The sequence below is a fragment of the Pantoea sp. SO10 genome (assembly GCF_005281435.1).
GTDB lineage: Bacteria > Pseudomonadota > Gammaproteobacteria > Enterobacterales > Enterobacteriaceae > Pantoea > Pantoea leporis.
This window is the reverse complement of record NZ_CP040095.1, coordinates 2,040,706-2,063,444: the sequence shown is the minus strand read 5'-3', so window position 1 is coordinate 2,063,444 and position 22,739 is coordinate 2,040,706. Positions and strand designations below refer to the sequence as shown.

The 22,739-nt window shown below is 57.6% G+C and carries 21 protein-coding genes; 11 read left to right on the top strand and 10 right to left on the bottom strand.

What is annotated here, in order from left to right; genetic code table 11:
• Nucleotides 1-7: 7 nt before the first annotated feature.
• Nucleotides 8-1,351: an enolase C-terminal domain-like protein gene (locus FCN45_RS09620; protein ID WP_137385786.1), complete on the bottom strand. Its 1,344-nt coding sequence runs from the start codon at nucleotides 1,349-1,351 to the stop codon at nucleotides 8-10.
• Nucleotides 1,329-2,681: an MFS transporter gene (locus FCN45_RS09615; RefSeq protein WP_101764401.1), complete on the bottom strand. Its 1,353-nt coding sequence runs from the start codon at nucleotides 2,679-2,681 to the stop codon at nucleotides 1,329-1,331. The genes FCN45_RS09620 and FCN45_RS09615 overlap by 23 nt, the downstream gene beginning before the upstream one ends.
• A 307-nt stretch (nucleotides 2,682-2,988) precedes the next feature.
• Here FCN45_RS09615 and FCN45_RS09610 point away from each other — a divergent pair, with 307 nt between their 5' ends.
• The 3 genes from FCN45_RS09610 (at nucleotide 2,989) to FCN45_RS09600 (ending at nucleotide 5,803) form a co-directional block, all read left to right on the top strand.
• Nucleotides 2,989-4,014, top strand: coding sequence for an NADP-dependent oxidoreductase (locus FCN45_RS09610; RefSeq protein ID WP_137385785.1), 1,026 nt, complete (start codon nucleotides 2,989-2,991; stop codon nucleotides 4,012-4,014).
• A 142-nt stretch (nucleotides 4,015-4,156) separates the two neighbouring features.
• Nucleotides 4,157-4,921: a hypothetical protein gene (locus FCN45_RS09605; RefSeq protein WP_110866144.1), complete on the top strand. Its 765-nt coding sequence runs from the start codon at nucleotides 4,157-4,159 to the stop codon at nucleotides 4,919-4,921.
• A 141-nt stretch (nucleotides 4,922-5,062) separates the two neighbouring features.
• Nucleotides 5,063-5,803 (top strand): nitroreductase family protein, encoded by a 741-nt coding sequence (locus tag FCN45_RS09600; protein ID WP_137385784.1) that lies wholly within the window; start codon nucleotides 5,063-5,065, stop codon nucleotides 5,801-5,803.
• Between the two features lie 37 nt (nucleotides 5,804-5,840).
• Here FCN45_RS09600 and rluF read toward each other — a convergent pair whose 3' ends face one another.
• Nucleotides 5,841-6,722 carry a 23S rRNA pseudouridine(2604) synthase RluF gene (gene rluF, locus FCN45_RS09595; protein ID WP_137385783.1) on the bottom strand — a complete coding sequence of 294 codons (882 nt, stop codon included), beginning with the start codon at nucleotides 6,720-6,722 and terminating at the stop codon, nucleotides 5,841-5,843.
• Between the two features lie 179 nt (nucleotides 6,723-6,901).
• Here rluF and FCN45_RS09590 point away from each other — a divergent pair, with 179 nt between their 5' ends.
• Nucleotides 6,902-7,639 (top strand): HPP family protein, encoded by a 738-nt coding sequence (locus FCN45_RS09590; RefSeq protein ID WP_137385782.1) that lies wholly within the window; start codon nucleotides 6,902-6,904, stop codon nucleotides 7,637-7,639.
• Here FCN45_RS09590 and FCN45_RS09585 read toward each other — a convergent pair.
• From FCN45_RS09585 to FCN45_RS09560, 6 genes are all read right to left on the bottom strand, one after another.
• Nucleotides 7,609-8,550 (bottom strand): metallophosphoesterase, encoded by a 942-nt coding sequence (locus tag FCN45_RS09585; protein ID WP_137385781.1) that lies wholly within the window; start codon nucleotides 8,548-8,550, stop codon nucleotides 7,609-7,611. The genes FCN45_RS09590 and FCN45_RS09585 overlap by 31 nt on opposite strands.
• Before the next feature lie 12 nt (nucleotides 8,551-8,562).
• Nucleotides 8,563-9,381: a carbohydrate ABC transporter permease gene (locus tag FCN45_RS09580; protein WP_137385780.1), complete on the bottom strand. Its 819-nt coding sequence runs from the start codon at nucleotides 9,379-9,381 to the stop codon at nucleotides 8,563-8,565.
• Nucleotides 9,378-10,292 carry a carbohydrate ABC transporter permease gene (locus tag FCN45_RS09575; RefSeq protein WP_137385779.1) on the bottom strand — a complete coding sequence of 305 codons (915 nt, stop codon included), beginning with the start codon at nucleotides 10,290-10,292 and terminating at the stop codon, nucleotides 9,378-9,380. Before FCN45_RS09575 ends, FCN45_RS09580 begins: the two co-directional genes overlap by 4 nt.
• Nucleotides 10,292-11,566: an ABC transporter substrate-binding protein gene (locus tag FCN45_RS09570; protein WP_137385778.1), complete on the bottom strand. Its 1,275-nt coding sequence runs from the start codon at nucleotides 11,564-11,566 to the stop codon at nucleotides 10,292-10,294. Before FCN45_RS09570 ends, FCN45_RS09575 begins: the two co-directional genes overlap by 1 nt.
• Before the next feature lie 27 nt (nucleotides 11,567-11,593).
• The gene (locus tag FCN45_RS09565) at nucleotides 11,594-12,694 is read right to left on the bottom strand and encodes an ABC transporter ATP-binding protein (protein WP_101764417.1); all 1,101 of its coding nucleotides are present in this window, start codon (nucleotides 12,692-12,694) and stop codon (nucleotides 11,594-11,596) included.
• Between the two features lie 119 nt (nucleotides 12,695-12,813).
• A complete protein-coding gene (locus tag FCN45_RS09560; protein WP_137385777.1) occupies nucleotides 12,814-13,476 on the bottom strand; it encodes a GntR family transcriptional regulator in 663 nt (220 codons plus the stop codon).
• Between the two features lie 168 nt (nucleotides 13,477-13,644).
• Between FCN45_RS09560 and FCN45_RS09555 the strand changes: the two genes are divergently transcribed.
• From FCN45_RS09555 to FCN45_RS09525, 7 genes are read left to right on the top strand one after another with little or no spacing between them, the layout of a single operon-like run.
• Entirely contained in the window at nucleotides 13,645-15,135 is a 1,491-nt protein-coding gene (locus FCN45_RS09555; RefSeq protein ID WP_137385776.1) for an ABC transporter substrate-binding protein, read from the top strand.
• Nucleotides 15,132-15,992 carry an ABC transporter permease gene (locus FCN45_RS09550; RefSeq protein WP_101764420.1) on the top strand — a complete coding sequence of 287 codons (861 nt, stop codon included), beginning with the start codon at nucleotides 15,132-15,134 and terminating at the stop codon, nucleotides 15,990-15,992. The genes FCN45_RS09555 and FCN45_RS09550 overlap by 4 nt, the downstream gene beginning before the upstream one ends.
• A gap of 1 nt (nucleotide 15,993) precedes the next feature.
• The gene (locus FCN45_RS09545) at nucleotides 15,994-16,908 is read left to right on the top strand and encodes an ABC transporter permease (RefSeq protein WP_064738660.1); all 915 of its coding nucleotides are present in this window, start codon (nucleotides 15,994-15,996) and stop codon (nucleotides 16,906-16,908) included.
• The gene (locus FCN45_RS09540; protein WP_137385775.1) at nucleotides 16,905-18,308 is read left to right on the top strand and encodes a M20 family metallopeptidase; all 1,404 of its coding nucleotides are present in this window, start codon (nucleotides 16,905-16,907) and stop codon (nucleotides 18,306-18,308) included. Before FCN45_RS09545 ends, FCN45_RS09540 begins: the two co-directional genes overlap by 4 nt.
• Nucleotides 18,308-19,306 (top strand): 1-aminocyclopropane-1-carboxylate deaminase/D-cysteine desulfhydrase, encoded by a 999-nt coding sequence (locus FCN45_RS09535; RefSeq protein ID WP_137385774.1) that lies wholly within the window; start codon nucleotides 18,308-18,310, stop codon nucleotides 19,304-19,306. Before FCN45_RS09540 ends, FCN45_RS09535 begins: the two co-directional genes overlap by 1 nt.
• Nucleotides 19,306-20,289: an ornithine cyclodeaminase gene (locus FCN45_RS09530; protein ID WP_137385773.1), complete on the top strand. Its 984-nt coding sequence runs from the start codon at nucleotides 19,306-19,308 to the stop codon at nucleotides 20,287-20,289. The genes FCN45_RS09535 and FCN45_RS09530 overlap by 1 nt, the downstream gene beginning before the upstream one ends.
• Nucleotides 20,279-21,097, top strand: a complete 819-nt coding sequence (locus FCN45_RS09525; RefSeq protein ID WP_137385772.1) for a sulfurtransferase — start codon at nucleotides 20,279-20,281, stop codon at nucleotides 21,095-21,097. The genes FCN45_RS09530 and FCN45_RS09525 overlap by 11 nt, the downstream gene beginning before the upstream one ends.
• Here the strand turns inward: FCN45_RS09525 and FCN45_RS09520 are convergent.
• On the bottom strand, nucleotides 21,083-22,690 hold the full coding sequence (locus FCN45_RS09520) for an ABC transporter ATP-binding protein (RefSeq protein WP_137385771.1): 1,608 nt from the start codon (nucleotides 22,688-22,690) through the stop codon (nucleotides 21,083-21,085). The two genes, FCN45_RS09525 and FCN45_RS09520, sit on opposite strands and share 15 nt — an antisense overlap.
• Between the last annotated feature and the right edge of the window lie 49 nt (nucleotides 22,691-22,739).

The following is a 22,739-nucleotide window of genomic DNA, read 5'->3' as shown; positions in this document are numbered from 1 at the left end:
TGCTTCCTTAGCGTACCAATGACGGACGTTTGGCGTCATAGCGCCAGTTATCGATCAAAAACTGCATCCCCAGCGCATCGTTGCGATTTTTATCCGGCAGCGCGTTATATAGCGCATGCGCCTGTTCGATGCGATCCACATCCAGCTCGATGCCCAATCCCGGCCCCGCCGGTAACTCCAGATAACCATCGCGGATCTGCGGCGGTTGACGCGTAAGCTGCTGACCATCCTGCCAAATCCAGTGCGTATCAAAGGCGGTTTGACGATCGCCAGGCGCGGCGGCACCCAGGTGCGCCACCATCGCCAGCGAAATATCAAAATGGTTATTGGAGTGGCAGCCGGTTGTCAGCCCCCATTCGTTGCACAGCTGCGCCACCACGTTGGCGTTACGCATCGTCCAGAAGTGCGGATCGGCGAGCGGAATATCAATGGCATTCAGTTGCAGCGCATGATGCAGCTGGCGCCAGTCGTTGGCGATCATATTAGTCGCGACCGGCACGCCGGTGGCGCGGCGAAACTCGGCCAGCGTTTCCCGGCCGGAATAGCCTTGTTCAGCGCCACAAGGATCTTCCAGATACGGCACCTTTCCCGCCAGCTGCTTGCCATAGCGAATCGCCTCATCCAGCGACCAGCTGGCGTTAGGATCGACGGTGACGCGTGCTTCAGGGAAGCGCGCCAGCAGCGCTTCCACCGTTGCCACTTCCACTTCACCTGCCTGCACGCCGCCTTTGAGCTTGAAGTCGCGGAAGCCGTATTGCTCAACTGCCGCTTCGGCCAGTCGCACCACGGCATCGCTGTCCATCGCCGCTTCATGACGCAGACGGAACCAGCCTTCTTGCTCATGCTCCCCCGATCGATAGTGCATATTGGTACGCTTGCGATCGGCGATGTAGAACAAATAGCCCAGCACCGGAATGCGATCGCGCTGTTTACCGCTGGCGAGCAGGTCCGCTACCGGCAGGTTAAACAGCTTGCCCTGCAGATCCAGCAGCGCCGCTTCTATGGCGGCGGCGGCGTTATAAAACTTCTCCGGATTCATCTGCGGGATATGAATGTCGTTGGTGTGAGAGGTTTGTTGCTGACGTGCCTCGCTGCTGAACAGCTGGCTGAGTGTCGCGTTGAGACGCAGCAGCGAACTGCCTTCTATCAGCGGGCGAAACTGTTCCAGCAACTGCAAGGTGGATGCATGACACGGCGTTTCGCCTACGCCGGTATGTCCGGCGGAATCGGTCAGTATCACGATGATGCGCGTGAAATAGCAGTTATGGGCGCCGCCAATGTTCAATAACATGCTGTCGTAGCCGGCAACCGGCACGATGCGCATCGATTTAATGACTGGACTGTCTGACATGGTTTCTCTCCGTGTGACCGAAAGCGGGTGGAACAGGTTTGCGACGCAGCAGCAAATAGAGTCCGGTAACCACAGACACGCTGGTTAGCGCGTAAAGTCCGCCGGTGGTGCTGCCGGTGTGCATTTCGAGGTAGCCGAATACCGTGGGCGCAAAGAAGCCACCGAGGTTGCCAATCGAGTTGATCAGCGCAATGCCGGGCGCGGCAATCGAGGCGGGTAATTCACTTTGCGGCATCGGCCAGAAGAACGCCGCGCTCACTTTGGATCCGATGCAGGCCACAATCATCGCCACAAAGCCAAACCACGGCGTACCCAGCGTAGCCATAAAGGTGCCGCACGCGGCGATCAGCATGGCGATGCCGAGCCCTTTATCCAGTTTATCGCGATAGCGGTCGGTGGCTTTGCCGAGCAGAAACAGCGCGACGATAGCGAACAGCCACGGCACGGCGGTCAGCAATCCGGTTTCAAAGCTGTTGAAGCCCTGAATACGCTGAATGATTTGCGGCAGCCAGAACACTAACGTGTAGCCGGTCATGGTCATGGTGAAGAAGATCAGGCAGTAAGACAAAAGGCTGCGATCGCTGATCAAGCCCCAGCGGCCGTGTTTCACCGCGTGCTCTTCGCGCGCATCATCTTCCAGCGCTAACTGCTGCGCCAGCGCCTGTTTCTCGGCATCGCTCAACCATTTCGCGCCTTGCGGTTTGGATACCAGCACAAAGGCGGCCAGCAAGCCGATCACCATTGATCCGCCGCCTTCCATAAACATCACCCATTTCCAGCCCGCGATGCCGCCAACATCATGCATCATCAGAATGGCACCGGTGAGCGGACCGGAGAACAGAAAAGCGCTGGCGGTGGCGCTCAACACCATCGCGGTAGCTCGCCCTCGCCACGCATTCGGCACCCATTGACGAAAATAGAACAGCACGCCGGGGAAGAAGCCGGCTTCCGCCACGCCGAGCAGGAAACGCAGCAGATAGAAATGCAGCGGCGTACTCACAAAACCGGTAAGCACCACCACCATGCCCCACGTAATCATGATGCGCGTCAGCCACACGCGTGCGCCGAGTTTCTTCAGCATCATGTTGCTCGGCACTTCAAACAGCGCATAGCCGATAAAGAACAGCCCCGCGCCTAAGCCGAAGGCGGCCGCACTAATGCCCGCATCCGTTTGCAGTTCGGCTTTTACGAAGCCAATGTTAGCCCGGTCAATTTGGTTCACAATTAACATCAGCGCCAGCATCGGAATGATGCGGCGGAAGAACTTGCCGATAGCCGAGGCGATATGCGCGTCATGATCGGGCGATAATACGTATTGTTGTTGTGTCATGCGTCACCTGTAGGGAGAAAAGCATCGCTATAGGTATACGCAGCAGAGTGTGGCCAGGTGTATGTGGCATTGCCCGATACCGCTTAGGCAAATGCCCTATGATTGTTAAAATTCATGGTGTTATATTAATTCGCGTCGACAAGTTTACGCTTGGTTTGTGCGCTGGCTCACTGGCATTTTACCAGGTGCGCATAAATGCGCACCCTACAGATATTTCGTAAGGTCGTCATTAATGGCGACCTTACCCTCAAACTTGCCTTTTCCTCGTCTACACTTGCCTCACGTGGAAACGCTAATAGAGGTAAAAATGTCGCAATCTACTCAACGTAATCAAGCTTGGCTATTAGCTTCACGCCCGCATGGCGAACCGGTAAAAGAGAATTTCCGCCTGGTAGAGCAGCCCATTCCTGACGTGAAGGACGGCCAAATTCTGCTGCGCACGCTCTATTTGTCGCTCGACCCCTATATGCGCGGGCGCATGGATGACAGCAAATCTTATGCTGCACCTGCTGAACTCGACCAACCGATGGTTGGCGGCACGGTGAGCGAAGTGGTGGAATCTAAACACGCGGATTTCCAACAAGGCGATGTGGTCCTCGCGCAAAGCGGCTGGCAAAGCTATGCGGTTTCGGACGGAAACGGCGTGGCGAAATTGGGCGATCTGCCCCATCCTTCCTGGGCGCTGGGCATTCTCGGTATGCCGGGCTTTACGGCCTATATGGGCTTGATGGATATCGGCCAGCCAAAACAGGGTGAAACCCTGGTGGTCGCGGCGGCTACCGGCCCGGTCGGTGCAACGGTGGGTCAGCTTGGGAAACTCCAAGGCTGCCATGTCGTAGGCGTTGCGGGGGGTGAAGAGAAGTGTCGTTATGCGATTGAGAAGCTCGGTTTCTCCGCCTGTATCGATCACCATCGTGACGACTTTGCGGAACAGCTGGCGGCTGCCTGCCCGGACGGCATTGATATCTACTTCGAAAACGTTGGCGGCAAAGTGTTTGATGCCGTATTCCCGTTGCTGAACACCGCGGCGCGCGTGCCGGTGTGTGGCCTGGTTTCTGGTTACAGCAGCCGCGAATTACCGCCGGGCCCGGATCGCACCCCGCAAATCATGGGCGGCATTCTTAAACGTCGTATTCGCATGCAGGGCTTTATCATCTTCCAGGATTACGGCGATCGTTATCCTGAATTCCTCAAAGCGATGACGCCGCTGGTGGAGCAGCAAAAAATCCACTACCGCGAGCACATGATCGACGGGCTGGAAAATGCCCCGCAGGCGTTTTTCGATATGCTGAAAGGCAAAAACTTCGGTAAAACCGTGGTGAAAGTCGGTTAAGGCTTTACCTGGCGAAAGGGATCTTCGCCTGGTTATGACGAGTTACGTAAAGATACTGGTAATCCATACAGATAAGGTTCAGGATGGTCACTCATCCTGGATTAGCACCCACGGCCATTCACCCTCTATCTGAGGGCTCGTAATGAACTTTTATTCAACTGAAACCGTTTGCGCCATTACCGGTGCCAACCGCGCCAATTTACGTCGCTGGTTGCGCGGTGGATTAATTTCTGAAAATCACGTCAATAAGGACTGGAGCCGACATCAGGTTGATGAAGTGCTCGCCATGATGGCATTGACCTCGGGTGGCGCCACGCTGTGGCAAATCTATCAAGGTCGACACTGCGGGCTCGATTACTCTTCGTCTGGTTGGGTGGCACGCCGCGGCGATCTATTACGTCAGCTGGAGTTAGGCTCTGATCGAGAACTGGCGCGTACTGTGCGCAATCTGGCGGGCGATTACAGCAGCGACGATTTCGTCAATGTGCTGATGAAACCGCTCAACCGTTGGCTGCGTGATGATACGCGTCGCGGCGCATCGCGTCGGTTAACGCGCTTTCATGAAGCGATCGTTCATCACAGCGACTGTGTAAAACGCGCTTCAGCCCGTCAGCAGCAGATGCCACTGTTACTGGAAGTGGTCAGCACCGGCGATGAAACGGAAGTGTGGCTGGAAGCCATTCGCCTTACCGGACAAGGGTTCTGCGTCGAGGTGGATCAAACCTCACAACCGATGCTGTACAGTTCAGAAAGCCGCCACGATCATCACCTGCTGTGGTGCGGTGCCGGGATCAGCCATGAACGCATGACCCAGTTCCAGCGCGGATTACGTTCCGGTAAACCGGTGATGCTGAGCGGACCCGATCGCAGCGTTCATCCGGCTGTCGCTGAAGCCAGAGTCGCTTAGCCGGTGCTTTATGCACCGGTCTCATCGCTTATCCCATTCCGCACTTTGCTTATTCAAAAGAAGTAGTTAGCTACGGCAACAACGGTTAAGTCACATCACTCTCTCTTCTGCTACGCTCTCGCCTCCCAATCAGGAGGATCCATGAGTTCATTAATCGATATTTTCACCAGTCATAAAAGCGATCGCAGTTTTACCGACCTTCCCGTTGCGGATGCGGTGCTGGATCGCATCATTTCGGCCGCGTATCGCGCGCCAACCTCGGTGAACTCGCAGCAGGTCTCTTTGGTGGTGACGCGCGATGCTGAAAGACGCGCACAAATCTCCCAGATTGCTGGCGGTCAGCCGTGGATTGCCAAAGCGCCGGTGTTTATTACCCTGGTGCTGGATATGCATAAATCGCGTCTGGCGATGAACGCTATCGACCGCGAGCAGATCGCGCAGCAGAGCATCGAAAGCATTGTGTCGGGCTCAACCGATGTGGGTATTGCGTTGGGTTCTATCATGGCGGCAGCGCGTGCGGAAGGTTTGGGCATTGTGCCGATTGGCGGTATTCGTCGCGATGCGCAGGCGTTAACCCGCTTGCTGGATTTGCCGGAATATACCTTCCCGGTGGCGGGCGTGGTGATTGGCCATGTCGATCAGCCTGCGCATCAGAAGCCGCGTCTGCCGCTGGCCACCTTCCGCCATGAAGAGCGCTATCAACGTGATGGACTGGAGCAACACATCGCTGCCTACAATCAGGAGATGGTGCAGCACTGGAAAAATACCGGACGTGAGGATGGCGAGAGCTGGAGTGAAAGCGTTAGCGGTTATTACCACAAGATTTACTTCCCGCACGTGCTGGACGCGCTGAAGAAGCAAGGGTTTGGCAACGACAAGTGACGGCTTTTCCCCGCGCGCTGTGCGCGGGGAAAGAGAATTAACGCCCTTTCTTCTTACGACCTGGCTGGGCGAAACGCTGGCGATTAGCCGGTTTTGCCCCCGCTTTCTCACCCGGTTTAGCGCCAACCGCCGCGGGCTTTTTGGCCGCGCTGGCGGGTTTCTTTTTCGCCTGCGTTTTCTGCGTTTTTTGATCTTCGGATGATGAGTCTTCAATTAGTTTGAACAGATCGATCAGCTCGTCATCGGTCAAATCGCGCCACTCGCCGAGCGGAATCCCTTTCAGGCTGACGTTCATGATGCGCGTACGTTCAAGCTTGGTCACTTCAAAGCCGAAGTGCTTGGTCATTCGACGAATCTGACGGTTTAGCCCCTGAACCAGAATAATGCGGAAGACAAAGGTTGACTCTTTTTTAACTTTGCACTTTTTGGTGACGGTGCCGAGCATCGGTACGCCCGCGCCCATTCCGGCAATAAATTCATCGGTGATCGGTTTATCAACGGTGACCACATACTCTTTTTCGTGGTTATTACCGGCACGCAGGATTTTATTCACCAGATCGCCGTGGTTGGTGAGGAAAATCAGTCCCTGCGAATCTTTATCCAGGCGACCAATCGGGAACACGCGCTTGCTGTGATTAACGAAATCACCAATGTTGTCACGCTCACCCTCTTCCATGGTGGTGATGATGCCAACCGGTTTGTTCAGCGCAATCAGCACTAAATCTTCTTCGTCACGCGGCTCAATCAGCTGCCCGTTCACCTTGACTTCATCCCCTGCAAACACCTGCGCACCGACGGCAGCGCGTTTACCGTTTATGAAAACGTTGCCTTGCTCGATGTAACGATCGGCATCGCGGCGTGAGCAGATTCCGCTCTCGCTGATGTATTTGTTCAGGCGTGTGGATGAGTTAGGCAGCATGGTTCCTCCGAAAAAAAACGGACTATACAGCAACCTTAGGCGTTGGTTAAGCCTCGCGACAATCATCAGCATTTCTCTTACCACGATATAACAGCACACTAACAATGTGGTTGTTGTCAGCGGATCGATCAGCGACAATTCGCACCCATCGTTTTTTCTTATGACAGAGTGATTCCTTAATGACAAATCAGCCATCGGTGACGTGGATAACCTCCGTGCGCACCTTTCTGGCCCGCCTTTGGCCTCATCCGTTACCGGGAGGCAGAAAGCAGATGATCATCGCCAGCATTGGCGCGGGATTGGGTTTAATGATGACCAGCCTGACCAGCCACTGGCTGCTCGGTGAAGTGAATCTGTGGTTTGTCGCGCCGATGGGCGCTTCAGCGGTATTGCTGTTTGGTCTGCCGAACAGCCCGCTGGCGCAGCCGTGGTCAATTGTCGGCGGCAATCTGGTGGCGGGCGTTGTTGGCGTCACCACCGCGCTGTGGGTTCCCCATCCCGCGCTGGCGTGTGGTATCGCGGCCTGTGTGACGATCGCGTTGATGTTTCAACTGCGCTGTTTGCATCCACCGAGCGGCGCGGTGGCGCTGACCGCAATTTTGGGCGGTAACGGCGTCCAGCAACTGGGTTACCACTTTATTCTGACGCCGGTGCTGTTGAACTCGGTTTGCCTCGCGCTGCTGGCGTTGCTGTTTAACAATCTCGCCGGACGTCGTTACCCGCATCCGCTGGCGGCAACGGAAACCAAAGCGCCGCCTGTGGTGATCGACGTAGCGATTACGCGTGAAGACCTGCATCAGGCGCTGGAGAGCGGTGAAGTGCTGGATATCGATGAGGATGATTTGCAGCAGTTGCTGCAACGCGCCGAAGAGATTGCGACACATCGTCAGCGCGGGCAGATGCCGGCATCATCATGAGTGGTCGCCATAAATGGCGACTCGACACCGTATTCTTTCACGATGACTTCATCGCCCTCAATTTCAACCACCGCAAACGGCACCTCGTCTGCCCCATCCAGCATGCCTTTAAGCGTATAGAAGCCTGTCTGACCAATGCGCGCAAAGCCGCCGCGGTGATCGTGTCCAGAGAAACAAAATTGTATGTTGTAACTAGAAAGCAGCTCTGCCAGCGCGCTGCCGTTGAGTAAGTTGTGGCTGTTATGCGGCGCCAGCGGATAATGCCCAAACACCACCACTTTCTCCCCTTGCTGCTGGGCTTGCTGCAACTGCTGCTCAATCCACGCCATTTGCTGCGTTCCTACCGCACCGTTCCAGGGTTTCGCCTGCGGCTGCTGGCGCGCGGTCAGGTCCACCAGCATCGCCTCCGCCTGCTTGCGATCGTCACCGTTCTGCGTGTTGCAATAGAGGCTGATGTCGTTGCCGTCATAAACAATAAAACGCCAGCCCTGCAGCCCAAAGGCGTAATAGCTTTTGGGTAGCGCAGCGGCTTCGTTGAGATGCTGCGCGATGGTCTGCGCATCGTGATTACCCAGCACCACCGCATGTGGATGTTCGAGGCGATCGTAAATCGGCAATATCGCCGCGTAGCTGTTCCAGTCGCGATCGACTAAATCCCCCAGCGTAACGACAAAATCCAGCGGCTGCTGATTCAACACCGCAATCGCCTGCGGCAGCTTATGCAGCGCGTGACGATAGTAGAGATTTTTCGCCATATCGGCGTCGATGTCGGCATATTGCGGATCGGCAATCAAACCAAAACGCAGCGTGCTGCTCAGCGGCGCGGAACGCACATCGGGCAAGGCATAGAGCTCGGCGACATCGCCCAGCAGTTCACGCTGCAGTTCAGTCAGCGGATGCGGATAAGACACGAAAAGCACTCCTTAGCGAATACCAGCACGCATAAAAGATTGAATAAACTGGCGCTGGAAGATCAGGAACAGCACCAACAGCGGCAACGTCGTCATTAACGTAGCAGCGCCAATCAACGCCCATTGCACGCCCTGCTCCGGCGCCGAGAACAGTTGCAGGCCCACGGTGAGCGGCCGCACGTTGACCGAATCGGTGATCACCAGCGGCCAGAGGAAATCATTCCAGTGGAAGCTGATCGACACCAGCGCAAACGCCACATAAATCGGCTTCGCCAGCGGGATGTAAATCTTGCGCAGAATGTAAAAGCGGCTGGCACCTTCCACAATCGCCGCCTCTTCCAATACCAGCGGAATACTTTTAAAGGTCTGGCGTAGCAGAAAGATGGCGAAGGCCGAGGAGAAATACGGCAGCGCGATGCCGGTCAGCGTATCGCGGAAACCCAGCGCGCCGATGGTTTTGTAGTTATTCAGAATCAGCACGTCGGGGCTGATCATCAGCTGCAGCAGGATCAGCGCGAAGATCGCGCCGGAAAATTTCAGGCGGAAGCGCACTAACGCGTAAGCGGCCATGGTCGCCAGAATCAGCTGCACCACCACAATCATCAGCACCAGCAAGCTGGTATTGAGGAAGTAGCGACCAAAGGGCGCGGCGTGCCAGGCATTAACGAAGTTCTGTAAGGTCAGCGGCGAAAAAAGCGAAAAGCTCGCCTGATCGGATGCCGGATGAATCGCCACCCAGATCGCCACCAGAATCGGTAAAAACCACAGCAACGCGGCAAGCCCAATGCCCATATTCAGACACAGGCGACCAAACGTGATTGTCAGCTTCATTGGTAATGGGCTCGCTTGTCCAGCAGGTTGAATTTAAGCAGTGCAATCGTGGCGAGGATCACTAGCAGTACCACCGTCATTGCCGCTGCGGCGGGCATATCCCAGAAGCTGAAGGCAGTGCGATAGATGTAGAACAGCAGCAGGCTACTGCTGTTATTCGGCCCGCCGTTGGTCATCGCGATCACCTGATCGACGATGCGAAACGCATTCATCGAGGCATTGATCAGCACAAACAGCGTGGTGGGCATCAGCAGCGGCCACTGCACGCGGCGGAAGAAATAGCGGCGTGACGCCCCTTCTATCTGCGCGGCTTCGCTCAGGCGCGGATCGATCTGCTGCAAAGCGGCGAGATAAAAGATCATAAAGAAGCCCGCTTCGCGCCATACCGATACCGCCATCAAACAGTACAAGGCGCTACCCGGTTCGCCGAGCCAGTTCATCGCTGGCAGCGAAAACAGCGCCAGCAGCTTATTCAGCAAACCCAGCTGCGGCGTGTAGAAGAACAGCCACAGATTGGCGATGGCGATCATCGGCAGCAGCGAAGGAATAAAGAACGCAGTGCGCACCAGCGCATTGGCACGCATGTGACGATTGACCGCCAGCGCCATCAGCAGCGCCAGCGTTACCGCCAGCGGAATGGTGATCAACGCATACAGCAGGTTATTCCACAGCGACTGAATGAAGATGTCGTCATCCAGCAGCGCAAGATAGTTATCCAGCCCAACAAAATGGGCTGGACGACCGTTACGTGCTGCGCTGAACAGGCTTTCCCATACGGTCGCAACCGCCGGATAGTGCGTAAACAGCAGTAAAAAACTCAGTGCCGGTAAAGTCAGCAGATAGCCATACAGCTGCATCGACCATAACCGGGGACGACGAACCGGCGCGACGGTGAGAATCGTGCTCGTCATTATTGATAAGACTTCAGCAGACGATCGGCTTGCTTCTGCGCGTCTTCCAGCGCTTCGGCTGGCGTTTTCGCCTGCGTCACCGCCGCTTCTACCGCGTGATTGAGCGCATCCTGAATCTGCACGCTGTTGTAAGTCGAGAGTTCTGGCTGCGCATACTTCAGCTGTTCACGCGCCACCAATGCCTGAGGAACCTCTTTAACGTAATCCTTCATCACCGTGGTATCCCATGCCGCCGGAGAGGTCGCTACATAACCGGTGGCGATGCTCCAATGCGCCGCCTGCTCGGGTGAGGTTACCCAACGGATAAACTCCATCGCCGCTTTCTGCTGTTCTGGCGAGGCATTTTTAAAGACATACAGGTTGCCGCCGCCGGTTGGGCTGCCACGCTGGGTTTTCTCCGGCAGCATCGCCACACCGAACGGGAATTTCGCGTTATCACGCACGTTGGTCAGGTTGCCGGTGGTGGTCACCATCATGGCGGTTTTACCGCTGATGAAGTCCTGCGGCGTGGTGCCCCACGCAATGGCACCCTTTGGCGACACGTCCTCTTTCTGGCCGAGATCGGTCAGCCACTGCAGCGTTTCCACGTTGCCCGGCGTATTGAAGTGCACCGCTGTGCCTTTGCCGTTATCCAGGCGACCGCCGTTGGTGGCGGACAAGCCCTGGAAGTTCCAGTAGCCGTTTGGCGTGGACGGAATCTCGATGCCCCATTGGCTGACGCCGTTAGCATCTTTGATCGTGAGTTTCTTACTGAATTCGACCACTTGCTGCCAGTTGGCCGGTGGCGTATCGGCGTTTAAACCGGCTTTCTCGAACGCCTGTTTATTCCAGTACATCACCACGGTTGAACGCTGAAACGGTACGCCCCACACTTTGCCGTCAATATGACGCAGAAACGCCGGATAGAAACCGTCGATCCATTTTTTGCCTTCCTCACCCTGCGCTAAATCGCTGGCCGCCACAATCGCACCGGCATCAATCAGTGAATACGCTTCGATATCGCCGATCACCGCCAGCTGCGGCGCGTTGCCACCACGAAAGGCGGTCAACGCTTTGGTGACGGTGGTGGCGTAGTCACCGGTATACACCGGCTGAATGCTCACGTCCGGATGCACTTTCTGGAAATCCGCCACCAGCGAATCCACGGTGTGGCTCACTTTGCCGCCCACCGCGATCGGGTAATACATTTGTAGCTTGACCGGTTCAGCCGCAAAAGCTGAGGTGGTGATGGCGAGCACTAATGCAGAAAGACGTGAATAACGAATCGCAGACATGATTTTCCCTTGGGCAAATGACAACGGTTAAACAGCGTATTTTTTCTGTGAAGCAAACATCTGTTGTTCGGCTGGCACGCAGCGCTTACCGCTCTCGCGATGAAACAGATATTGCCGCGCGGCGGACCACTGCAATCCCACTTCACTGCCATCGGTGAAGCGCTGCATGCCCGGCACTTTGATGGTCAGCGGTTCGCTGATGCCAGCAAGCAGGCACACCAGCAAGGTATCAGCGCCCATATATTCAGAACTGATCACCCGCGCGGTCAGCGCCGCCTGTTCTGCAGCGATCGGCTGGATATCTTCGGCACGCAATCCAAGGCTCAGCGGCGCGTCGCGGTATTCCACTACCGGCGCGGTGAGATGCAGCAGATAGTGATGCGCGCCATTGCGCTGCAGCGGCAGGATGTTCATCGGCGGTGCGCCAATGAACTGTGCGGCAAACACGCTGGCGGGATTGTTGTAGAGATCGTCTGGCGTGCCGTGCTGTTCAATGTGGCCATCGTTGAGCAGGATAATGCTGTCGGCCATGCTCATCGCTTCAGTCTGATCGTGCGTGACGTACAGCATGGTCAAACCGAGTTTTTTCTGCAGCGCGCGGATTTCACGGCGCATGCTTTGCCGCAGCCTGGCGTCGAGATTTGACAGCGGCTCATCCATTAAACACAGCGTATTATTGGCGATCACCGCACGGCCCAGCGCCACGCGCTGTTGCTGTCCGCCGGAGAGCTGCGACGGCAAACGATCCAGCAGCTTATCAAGCTCCATCAGCTTGCTGACATTATCCAGGCGTGCAGCAAACGATTGTTTCTCCTCGCCGCGCGCTTTCAAACCAAACAGCAGGTTTTCACGCACGTTAAGGTGGGGAAACAGCGCGTAAGATTGAAACACCATCGATAGCTTGCGCTGCGACGGCGGCAGATGGGTGATATCGGCATGATTAAAGTGGATCGCCCCGCGATCGGCTGTTTCCAGCCCGGCGATGGTACGCAGCAGCGTCGATTTACCGCAGCCCGACGGACCGAGCAGCGCGACAAACGCGCCTTCTGCCGCGTCGAAGCTGATGTCGTCCAGGGCGATTTTCTCGCCCCAGGCTTTAGTGATGTGGTGAAGCGAAAGGTGGCTCATGCATCCGCAATCCAGAAATCAGAATGGCGGTAAGCTAGCGGAAGGAAATGAAGGTTTTATGTCATTGCGGTGACCGCGCGGTTAATCAGATGCGCAATGAATTGCGCTCTTATGACTTTTTACTGATTGAAATAGTGCTGATGCAAGATCGCAGCCCCATCATCAATCGCTTTCATTAATATCTTCTCACTGGTGACCGCATCACCCGCCTGTAGCGCTTCCAGCAGATGATCATAGTTGTGATGCCCATTCACCACCTCAGCCGGCTGCGGATAGAGATAGTTAAAGCACGGACCGATCTGCACCCAAAGCTGTTCGATCAGCGCCTCCAGCGTTGGCATTTGCGCATAGCCATAGAGCGTAAAACGGAACGCGCGATTAGCTTCTAACGCCGCCTCGGCATCACCGCTTTGTTTGGCTTGCATAAAGCGCGCGCAGAGTTTTTTCAGCTCGGAAATCTGTTTTTTTCCCAAAAATGGCGTCGCCGCCCTCACCGCTAAACCTTCAAGCTGCTTACGAATCAGCGTAATCTCATCAAAGCGCTGGTGCGTCATTTCCGGAACCAGAAACGCCGCAGCTGGCGTGGCGTCTAATGCTCCGGCAGAAACCAGTCGCAACAAGGCTTCACGCACCGGCGTGATGCTGGTACCCAATTGAGTCGCCAAATCGCGCGTCACCAGCCGTGCGCCGGGTTTTAACTTGCCAACAATCAGCGCGCTGCGCAGTGACGATTCCACCTGCGCGGTCAAACTCATGCGCTGCGCTTTATCCATTTCGATCATACGTTGAGGGCCTTCTACTGAATTTCGCAAATGGTAAGTTATTTTTAATGTTTTATTGCCAACTTGCCAGATTATAGGATATATCATGTATTACAAATAAGCACAGTCTTGATTCTGGCAGTATCCACTCTTTTCACTACCTTGCCGTTGGCAATTTTGGGAAACGTTATGAGATTACCTGCAGTGAAGTTTGCCACCACCGCGTTGCTATTTGCTCTGATGCCAGCCGTACAGGCAGCGGAATTGACCATTGGCCAACCCACGTCTGCCACGGCGATGGATCCCGGCTTTCTTAAAGAATCTGCCACGCTGGTAGATAACATCTTCGATACCTTAGTGCGCCGCGCCGATGACATGTCATTGCAGCCGGGCTTAGCCACTGAGTGGAAAGCGATTAACGAAACCACCTGGCAATTTACCCTGCGCCAGGGCGTGAAATTTACCGATGGCGAGCCGGTGAACGCCGAAGCGGTGAAATTCTCCATCGATCGTATTTTAGACCCCGCCAATCACGCACCGACGATTTCCTATATCCGCACCATCAAATCAGTGGACGTGATCAACGACTATCAGGTTCAGATCCACACCAACGGCCCGGATCCTCTGCTGCCCACGCGCATGAGCCGCTACCCGGCTTACATTGTGCCGCCAGCGTACGTGAAGAAAGTCGGCGCCAGCGAGTTCGCACGCAAACCGGTAGGCAGCGGCGCTTACAAGCTTGATAGCTTTATCCCGGATGAAAAAGTGGTGATGGTCGCCAATGAAACTTACTGGCGCGGCAAACCGGCGATTGATCGCGTTACCTGGCGTCCGATTCCCGAAGCCACCGCACGCCTCACCGCGCTGCTGACCGGCGAAGTGCAGCTGATTGAAAGCGTGCCTGCTGATTTAGTGCCCGCGCTGAAAAATCGCCCCAACGTCGAACTGGAACAGGTGAAAGGCGGCGGACTGACGATCTATCTCGGCCTTAAAGATGATGAGAAACCGCTGAGTGATGTGCGCGTCCGTCAGGCGCTTTCGCTGGCGTTGAACCGTCAGGCTTATACCCAACAGCTGCTGCACGGCTTTGGCACGCCAACCGGCACCATGGCCGGAGCCAATGACTTTGGTTATCTGGCGGTTCCGGCCACCGCGCAGGATGTGGCGAAAGCCAAGTCGCTGCTGGCTGCAGCCGGTTACGCTAACGGCTTTACCCTGCGCTTCCAGGCGCCGCGCCGCTATATTGCCAGCGCCGATGTGGCGCAAGCCATCGTGCAGGATTTAGCGGCGATTGGCGTGAAAGCCGAGCTGGAAGTGCCGGAATGGTCGGTTTACACCCAGCAGGTCGCGTCTCAGAAACAGGCTCCGATGTATATGCTGGCGTGGGGTTCTACGCAGACGCTGGATGCCGATGCCGCGCTGTTCCCAATTCTGCGCAGCGGCGAGCCCTATTCCACCGTGCATGATGCAGAGCTGGATAAGCTGCTCGATCAAAGCCGCCAGATTGTCGATCCCGTTGCGCGCAAAAAAGTGTTAGAGCAGATTCAGCAACGCGTCGCGGAACAACAGCCGCTGCTGCCGCTGTACCGTGAAGATACCTTGTATGCGCACAGCACGTCGCTCAACTTCAAAGGCCGCGTCGATGCCCGCATCCCGCTGTTTGATCTGAGGCTGAAATGATTTCACCGGGCACCGTGCTGCAGCGCCGTCCGCGCCGCCTGATTTACGGCGATGCGGTGATCGGCAGCCTTTTGCTGATCGTGGTGATTGCCGCGGCGCTACTCTCTCCGTGGCTGCCGTTGCCCGATGCCTTAAGTAACAACCTCAATGAGATGTTCCTGCCGCCGGGTTCACCCGGTGCGCAAGCTACGCATTGGCTCGGCACCGATCAACTGGGCCGCGATCTGCTGGCGCGCATTCTCTCCGGCACGCGCTTGTCGCTGCTGGTGGTGTTGGTCGCGGCGGCGATTGGCGCGGTGATTGGCGTCGCGCTCGGTATGATCGCCGGTTACGCCGGCGGTTGGGTTGATGCGCTGATCATGCGACTGATCGACATCCAGCTGGCGGTGCCGTTTATTCTATTGATTCTGCTAGTGATTGCGCTGATGGGTGCATCACTGACCAACATCATTGTGATTATGGGCTGCACCAGTTGGGCGATTTATGCCCGCGTAGCGCGCGCCAAAACCTTAGAGATTCGGGAACTGGAATATATTCAGGCGGTGCGCGCCATGGGCTTTTCGCCGCTGCGCATACTGCTACGGCATATCCTGCCCAATCTATTGACGCCGCTGGTGGTGTTGCTAACGCTGGATATCCCACGCCTGATCGTGCTCGAAGCCTCAGTGGGTTTTCTCGGTATGGGCATTCAGCCACCCACGCCAACGCTGGGCAATCTGATTGGCGAAGGTCGCTCTTACATGCTGCTGTCGCAATGGCTGGTGCTCTATCCCGGTTTGGTGATTGCAGCGCTGGTGATTGGCTGCAACCTGCTCGGCGATGCGCTGCTACGTCGCACGCACACAAGGCTGGATTAAGATGCTGAACATTCTGCTCAATCGCCTTGGCCAATCGGTATTAGTGCTGCTTGGCGTGTCGCTGCTGATTTTCTTTAGCCTGCACATGACGGGCGATCCGGCGGCGCTGATGATGCCGCCCGGCTCCAGCCAGCAGGAGATCGCTACTTTTCGTCATAGCATGGGCTTTGATCGTCCGCTGCTGTGGCAATACAGCCACTATCTTGGCGGCGTGCTGCACGGGGATTTTGGTGAATCGCTGCGCTACAGCCAGCCGGTATTGGCGTTGATTGCCGAACGTCTGCCGGCGACGGCGCTGCTGGCGGTGAGTGCGCTGGCATGGAGTTCGCTGCTCGGTCTGCTGCTCGGCATTATCAGCGCCCTGCGGCCGCACAGCCTGTGGGATTTGTTATGTCGCCTGCTGGCCTTCTCCGGCCAGGCGATTCCGGTGTTCTGGCTCGGGCTGCTGCTGATTCTGCTATTCAGCCTGAAGTTACAGTGGCTGCCCTCCAGCGGTTACGGCACTTTCGCCGCGCTGGTGATGCCGGCGCTCAGTCTGGGTGCGTTTTACATGAGCGCCGTGGCACGCCTGACGCGCGCCAGCCTGCTGGATGTGCTGCAACAGGATTATATCCGCACCGCGCGCGCCAAAGGGCTCAGCGCCTGGCGCATCGTGGTACGCCACGGTTTGCGTAATGCGCTGATACCGGTGATCACCGTGCAAGGCATGTATTTCGCCTCGCTGCTCGGCGGCGCACTGGTGACCGAGATTATTTTTGCCTGGCCCGGCATTGGTCGTCTGGCGATTCAGGCGATTCAAAACCGCGATTTCCCGCTGGTGCAGGCGATTGTGTTGCTCGCCGCCGTGGTGTTTGTGGCGATCAATTTGCTGATCGACCTGCTCTATCTGGTGCTGAACCCGAGGATTCGTTTATGAGTCGCCTTGACGCCACGCTTGAACTGCTGAGTGAACTGACGCGCTGGCCAAGCGTGGCCGGTCAGTTATCCTCGCAGCGCGGGTTGGCTGCCTGGCTGGAACAGTGGATGGTAACGCAGCTGAATGCCGCGATCGTCTATCCGGTGGCGTCTCAAACCGATGATGTCCCGCCACTGGTCCATGTACGCATCGATAACGGCAGCAACAAAACCGTGGTGCTGTACAACATGTATGACGTAATGCCTGCGGATGATGCCGGCTGGGATGTGCCGCCGTTTGTCGGTGGCGTGTGTCACTGGGACGATCTCGGCGCGGTATTTGTCGGACGCGGTGCAGAGAACAACAAAGGCCCGGTCGCCGCCCTGCTGATTCTGCTACGTGAACTGCAGCAGAGCCAGCAGCTCGATTTTAATATCGAAATCCTGCTTGAAGGTGAAGAGGAAGTGGGCAGCGGCGCGCTGCGGCGTTATCTGGCGCAACAGCCTTGCCCGATTGCTCCCGCTGAAGCCGTGCTGTTTCCGTCACTGTGCGAATACGGTGGCGGCGCACCGCGCGTCTATCTCGGCTTTACCGGACTGGCCAGCGGACGCCTCAGCGTCACCGGCGGCGCATGGGGCGGACCGTCCTCCGCGATTCATGCCAGCAATGCCGGCTGGATCGCCAATCCGGCGTGGCGTTTAGTGCAGGCATTAGATGCCATCGCGCCAGCTGAACACAGCGGCGTATTAGCGTGTCACGCCACGGACGATGAGGCGAATCAGTTATTGGCGACCTTAGCCGCTGAATTCAGCATCGATGACGAACTGCAGTTCCGTCGCAGTCAGCGCCTGATGATCGCAGGCGACACGCTGAGCTGCCTGCAAACGCTGCTCGGCAGCGCGGTTTTAACGCTGGCGGAATTGCACAGCGATCCGCCGGGCGGACGCGGCGTCATCCCGTTCCGTGCCAGCGCGGAGCTGGCGTTTCGCATCCCGCCGGGTTTCGATCAGGACGCGATGATTGCCGACGTGCAGCAGCGGCTGGCACAAGCCGATTTAGCTGGCAGCGAGCTGCACCTGTTTGATCGCTATCCCGGCGTGCGCTTTAGTCGCAGCGCCAGCGGCGTCGATGCCCTGATCGCCAGCTATCAAACGCTGGGCGCGGCACCGCAAATCTGGCCGTGGGCGCCGGGCTGTGCGCCCGCCTACGCTTTCGCGGCCGTTGCGCCCGCCTTTCTGATTGGCGGATTAGGCCACGGCGGCAACGCGCACGCCGTCAATGAGTTTGTCACGCTGGCGGGACTCGAACGCTTCCAGCAATCCATGAGCCTGTGGCTCAACGCATTCAATGATTCGGCCATTGGCCGGGTCGCGCCACACCAGGGAAACACCGCAGTACACAAAAATAAAGGTAGTAAATAATGAAATCAGTAGAAGAGTTTGAACGCGTTCCGCTCGGCTTCTTCCCCACTCCTCACGAGCCGCTGCCGCGGCTCAGTGAGGCACTTGGGATTACGCTGACGATCAAACGTGATGACTACAGTGGCTTCGGCGGCGGCGGCAACAAAGTCCGCAAGCTGGAGTATCTGATGGCGGAGGCCTGCAAAACAGGCGTGAATGTGGTGATCACCACCGGCGGGCATCAGTCGAACCACGCCCGCATGGTGGCTGCCGCCGCACGCAAGTTTGGTATGCGTCCGGTGCTGGTGCTGCGGGGCAATCCGCCCGCAAGCTGGCAGGGGAATCTGCTGCTGGATAAGCTGTTCGGGGCCGAGGTGCAGTTCCTCGATCCCGACGGCTATTTCAGCCAGATTGAAGGTGCGATGCAGGCGCACGCTGATGCGGCTCTCGCGCAAGGTGAAACCCCCATGATTATTCCGCTGGGTGGCGCAACGCCACTCGGCGCATTGGGTTATGTACGCGCAGTGGAAGAGATAGCAGCGCAGCTGGCACCCAGCCAGACGCCCGCACCCGATTTCATCGTCGCGCCCACCGGTTCCGGCGGCACGCTGGCGGGATTGCATGTGGGCACGCGTCGCTATTGGCCCAATACTAAGGTGATTGGCGTGAGCGTCAGCGCCAAAGCCGACTTGTTCCAGCCACGCATTGCCGGCATGGCGCAGGATTGTTCCGATCTGCTGCAATGGCTGCAGCAGTGGCAGCCGGAGGATATCTGGATTGAGGATGGTTATGTCGGTCAGGCGTACGGCGTGCCATCGGACGGCGGCATCGCTGCCATCTATCAACTCGCCCAATTGGAGGGCGTGCTGCTGGATCCGGTTTACACCGGTAAAGCGATGCACGGCCTGTTCTCGCTGGTCGAACAGGGGCGCATTCCGCAGGGATCGCGCGTGACCTTCGTGCATTGTGGCGGTTCTCCGGCGCTTTATCCCTTCGCCGATCGCCTGCTGGAGGCGTAATGGAAGCCTTATTGCGTGTACTGGATGAAGCCACCGTCGCGCAATTAGGCGGCGGGGATATCGCTTTGGCGCTGGAAGACGTCAAAGCGGTGATTCAGCTGATGCGTCTTGGCGAAGCGCAGATGCCCGCCGAAAATCACATCGACCTCGGTACGCCGCTCGGTAAAGCGTATGCCTTACCGGCGCGCGTCGGCGGCAGCTACAATGCCGCAGGCGTGAAGTGGACGGCACATCGTCCACAGCGACCGGATGCGTTGCCCGCCGCCCTAGCCTTGACCCTGATTAACGATGCGCAGAGCGGCATTCCGCGCGGCTTGCTGGCCAGCGGGGCACTCACCGCGGCGCGCACTGCGGCGGTGAGCGCACTGGCGTTACAGTTGGCCGCACCGCGTCCGGTAAAACGCGTGCTGCTGCTCGGCGCCGGTTTACATGCTCAGGCGCATCTGCGCATGCTGCTGCAGCTGTTTCCGCAGCTGGAACAGATTGGCGTGTGGAATCGCTCCCCTTTTAAACTCAGTGCGTTGCGCGAAGTGCAGATCGAAACCGATCTGTCGCTCGCTCTGGCGCAGCCTTATGACGCCGTGCTGACCTGTACCAGCGCCGACCAGCCGATTGTCGACGCCGCAGCGGTACGTCCCGGCAGGATCATTGTGCAGGTCGGTTATCACGAAGTGAGTTTTGCCGCCATCAAAGCCAGCAGCAAGGTGGTGGTGGATGCGTGGGGCGATTTTTCCCAGCGCAGCGCCAAAAGCCTGTTCCAGATGTTCCGCGCCGGGGAGTTTGCTGAACAAGATGTGGCGGCCGATCTCACGGCGCTGCTGCTGGATCACTGGCGTCCCCAGCCCGATGACAGCGTCTATTTCTCCTCATTTGGCCTCAACGTGTTTGATATCGCCCTCGCCGCCCGCGTGTTACAGGCCGCTGAGCACGACGAGCTCGGTTCGTTGCAGTCGCTGTTTTCAGGAGTTCTGCATGATCATTGATGTGCTTTCACTGCATCAGCGCCAGGCGCGCGGCGAAGCGTTTCTGCTGATCGATGTCCGCGAATTTGCCGACTGGCAACGCGCCACCTTGCCTGGCGCGCAGCACTGTAACGTCTACGACTATTTTATTGAGGAGTGCAGCGAGACAGGTTTAGCGGTGATGGCAGCCGAAGCCGCCACCGCGCTGCAGCCGATGTTTACCGCGTATCCCAACGCCACGCCGGTGTTTTTCGAGCAGCAGGTTGGCATGCGTTCACCGCGCGGCGCTTGGTTCGCCTGGCTGCTCAAGCGTGATGATGCGCTGATTCTGGATGGCGGCGTGGATGCCTGGATTGCGGCAGGCTATGAACTCGCGCCGGGATTGGGATTAAGCCGTACCGTGGCGCATCCACCGGCAGCCAACGCACCCGCGTGGAATCGCGAGCTGGTGTGCAGCCGTGAACAGGTACTAGCAGCGGATGGCGTGGCGGTGATCAACGTGGATGCCCGTCGCCCCAGCGAGTTTGACGGCAGCTTTGCGCATGCCTGCTGTCAGCGCGCGGGACGGATTCCGCATTCTCAGCTACTGTTCTGGGAAGATGTCATCGCCAACGGCCATTTCTTATCAGCGCAGCAGATTGCCGCACGCGCCGAGGCGGCAGGACTGAGTAAAAACGCGAAGTTGCAGGTTTATTGCCATCGTGGTGCCCGCGCCGCCACGGTGTTGGCGGCGTTAAAACTGGCGGGCTATCCCCATGTTTCGGTGTACGTCGGTTCCTGGCACGAATGGGCCGAGCACCACGAACTGCCGCTGTTACACGGCAGCTGATCGCAGCGCCAGCGCCTGCTGCACGTCCGGCGCAGCGGCGAGCAGCTGGCGGGTGTAATTGTCCTGTGGATGGTTAATCACGCTGGCGGTCGCGCCGGACTCCACAATCCTGCCGTGATACATCACCACCACGCGGTCGCACAACTGACGCACCGCGCCGAGATCGTGGCTGATAAACAGCACCGATAATCCCAGCTTGTGGCGCAGCGTATTAAACAGCGCCAGAATCTGCCCGCGCACCGATAAATCCAGCGCCGCTACCGCTTCATCCGCCACCAGCAGCTTCGGCTCCATCGCCAGCGCGCGTGCAATGGCAATACGCTGACGCTGGCCGCCCGAGAACGCGCCCGGCAGACGGGTGGCATGTTCGGCCTTCAATCCCACCAACGCCAGCAGCTCTTTGACCCGCGCATCCACCGCCGCGCCTTTGCGCAGTTGCCAGACGCGCAGCGGTTCGGCGATCTGCTCACCAACCGGGATTTTCGGATTCAGGCTGGCATAAGGATCCTGGAAAATAATCTGCGTGTGGCGACGTAAGCTATGCAGCTGACGGCCCTGCAAATGCTGCCCCTGAAAATGCACTTCGCCGCCATCCGCCGTAATCAGACCAATCGCCGCACTGCCCAATGTGGTTTTACCGGAGCCGGATTCGCCAATCAGTCCGACAATTTCGCCCTGCGCAATCGACAGATTCGCCGGATGCAACACGGTTTGCCGTTTGGCCGGCCACAGCGGCATGCGGCGCGGCAGCGGATAGCTTTTACTGATGTCGCGCAGCACCAGCAGCGGCGGCTGTGCAACCGGCGCAGTCGCCTCGGGGATTTGCGCTGCCGAAGCAGCAATCAATTTGCACGTGTAAGGATGCGTTGGCGCGCCGAGCGTACTCAGCACCGCGCCCTGCTCAACCAGCTGCCCTTGCTGCATCACGGAGACGCGGTCGGCGTAGCGCGCTACCACCGAGAGATCGTGGGTGATCAACAAGATCCCCATGCCCATCTCCTGCTGCAACTCCTGCAACAGTGCCAGAATCTGCGCCTGAATAGTCACGTCCAGCGAGGTGGTCGGCTCATCGGCAATCAATAACTCCGGCTGACCGCTGATGGCGCTGGCGATCATCACCCGTTGCCGCATGCCACCCGACAGCTGATGAATATACTGCCGCGCGCGCTGCGCTGGATTGACGATGCCGACGCGATCCAGCAGCGCTATCGCTTCCTGCTGCGCCTGTTTCCAGCCAAACTGACGATGCCGCACCAGCACTTCGGCAATCTGTTCACCAATACGCAGCGTGGGATTCATGCTGGTCATCGGCTCCTGAAACACCGTGGCGATGCGGCAACCACGCAATTGCTGGGTTGTGCGCGCATCCAGCGGCTCGCCATTGAACACCACGCGGCCGCCACTCTGCTGCACGCCCGCCGGCAACAAACTCATCAGCGCCAGCGAGGTCAAGGTTTTGCCAGATCCCGATTCGCCAACTAACGCCAGGATTTCCTTGCGATCGAGATGAAAAGAGATGTTATCCACCAGCAAGCGCTGATCGTGAGTGTGCAGCGAGAGATTTTCAACCGAGAGCAAGCGCGCGTTAGTCATCAGGCAGGGATTCTCAACAAGGAAAAATACAGGATATATCCTGGACCTA

What these genes read in the sequence shown, in the direction of transcription:
- FCN45_RS09555 (WP_137385776.1), top strand. Translation starts at nt 13,645, where the DNA reads ATGAGATTACCTGCAGTGAAGTTTGCCACCACCGCGTTGCTATTTGCT.
- FCN45_RS09530 (WP_137385773.1), top strand. Translation starts at nt 19,306, where the DNA reads ATGGAAGCCTTATTGCGTGTACTGGATGAAGCCACCGTCGCGCAATTA.
- FCN45_RS09540 (WP_137385775.1), top strand. Translation starts at nt 16,905, where the DNA reads ATGAGTCGCCTTGACGCCACGCTTGAACTGCTGAGTGAACTGACGCGC.
- FCN45_RS09615 (WP_101764401.1), bottom strand. Translation starts at nt 2,681, where the DNA reads ATGACACAACAACAATACGTATTATCGCCCGATCATGACGCGCATATC.
- FCN45_RS09535 (WP_137385774.1), top strand. Translation starts at nt 18,308, where the DNA reads ATGAAATCAGTAGAAGAGTTTGAACGCGTTCCGCTCGGCTTCTTCCCC.
- FCN45_RS09600 (WP_137385784.1), top strand. Translation starts at nt 5,063, where the DNA reads ATGAGTTCATTAATCGATATTTTCACCAGTCATAAAAGCGATCGCAGT.
- FCN45_RS09590 (WP_137385782.1), top strand. Translation starts at nt 6,902, where the DNA reads ATGACAAATCAGCCATCGGTGACGTGGATAACCTCCGTGCGCACCTTT.
- FCN45_RS09550 (WP_101764420.1), top strand. Translation starts at nt 15,132, where the DNA reads ATGATTTCACCGGGCACCGTGCTGCAGCGCCGTCCGCGCCGCCTGATT.
- FCN45_RS09525 (WP_137385772.1), top strand. Translation starts at nt 20,279, where the DNA reads ATGATCATTGATGTGCTTTCACTGCATCAGCGCCAGGCGCGCGGCGAA.
- FCN45_RS09520 (WP_137385771.1), bottom strand. Translation starts at nt 22,690, where the DNA reads ATGACTAACGCGCGCTTGCTCTCGGTTGAAAATCTCTCGCTGCACACT.
- FCN45_RS09605 (WP_110866144.1), top strand. Translation starts at nt 4,157, where the DNA reads ATGAACTTTTATTCAACTGAAACCGTTTGCGCCATTACCGGTGCCAAC.
- FCN45_RS09570 (WP_137385778.1), bottom strand. Translation starts at nt 11,566, where the DNA reads ATGTCTGCGATTCGTTATTCACGTCTTTCTGCATTAGTGCTCGCCATC.
- FCN45_RS09580 (WP_137385780.1), bottom strand. Translation starts at nt 9,381, where the DNA reads ATGAAGCTGACAATCACGTTTGGTCGCCTGTGTCTGAATATGGGCATT.
- FCN45_RS09610 (WP_137385785.1), top strand. Translation starts at nt 2,989, where the DNA reads ATGTCGCAATCTACTCAACGTAATCAAGCTTGGCTATTAGCTTCACGC.
- FCN45_RS09565 (WP_101764417.1), bottom strand. Translation starts at nt 12,694, where the DNA reads ATGAGCCACCTTTCGCTTCACCACATCACTAAAGCCTGGGGCGAGAAA.
- FCN45_RS09560 (WP_137385777.1), bottom strand. Translation starts at nt 13,476, where the DNA reads ATGATCGAAATGGATAAAGCGCAGCGCATGAGTTTGACCGCGCAGGTG.
- FCN45_RS09575 (WP_137385779.1), bottom strand. Translation starts at nt 10,292, where the DNA reads ATGACGAGCACGATTCTCACCGTCGCGCCGGTTCGTCGTCCCCGGTTA.
- FCN45_RS09545 (WP_064738660.1), top strand. Translation starts at nt 15,994, where the DNA reads ATGCTGAACATTCTGCTCAATCGCCTTGGCCAATCGGTATTAGTGCTG.
- rluF (WP_137385783.1), bottom strand. Translation starts at nt 6,722, where the DNA reads ATGCTGCCTAACTCATCCACACGCCTGAACAAATACATCAGCGAGAGC.
- FCN45_RS09620 (WP_137385786.1), bottom strand. Translation starts at nt 1,351, where the DNA reads ATGTCAGACAGTCCAGTCATTAAATCGATGCGCATCGTGCCGGTTGCC.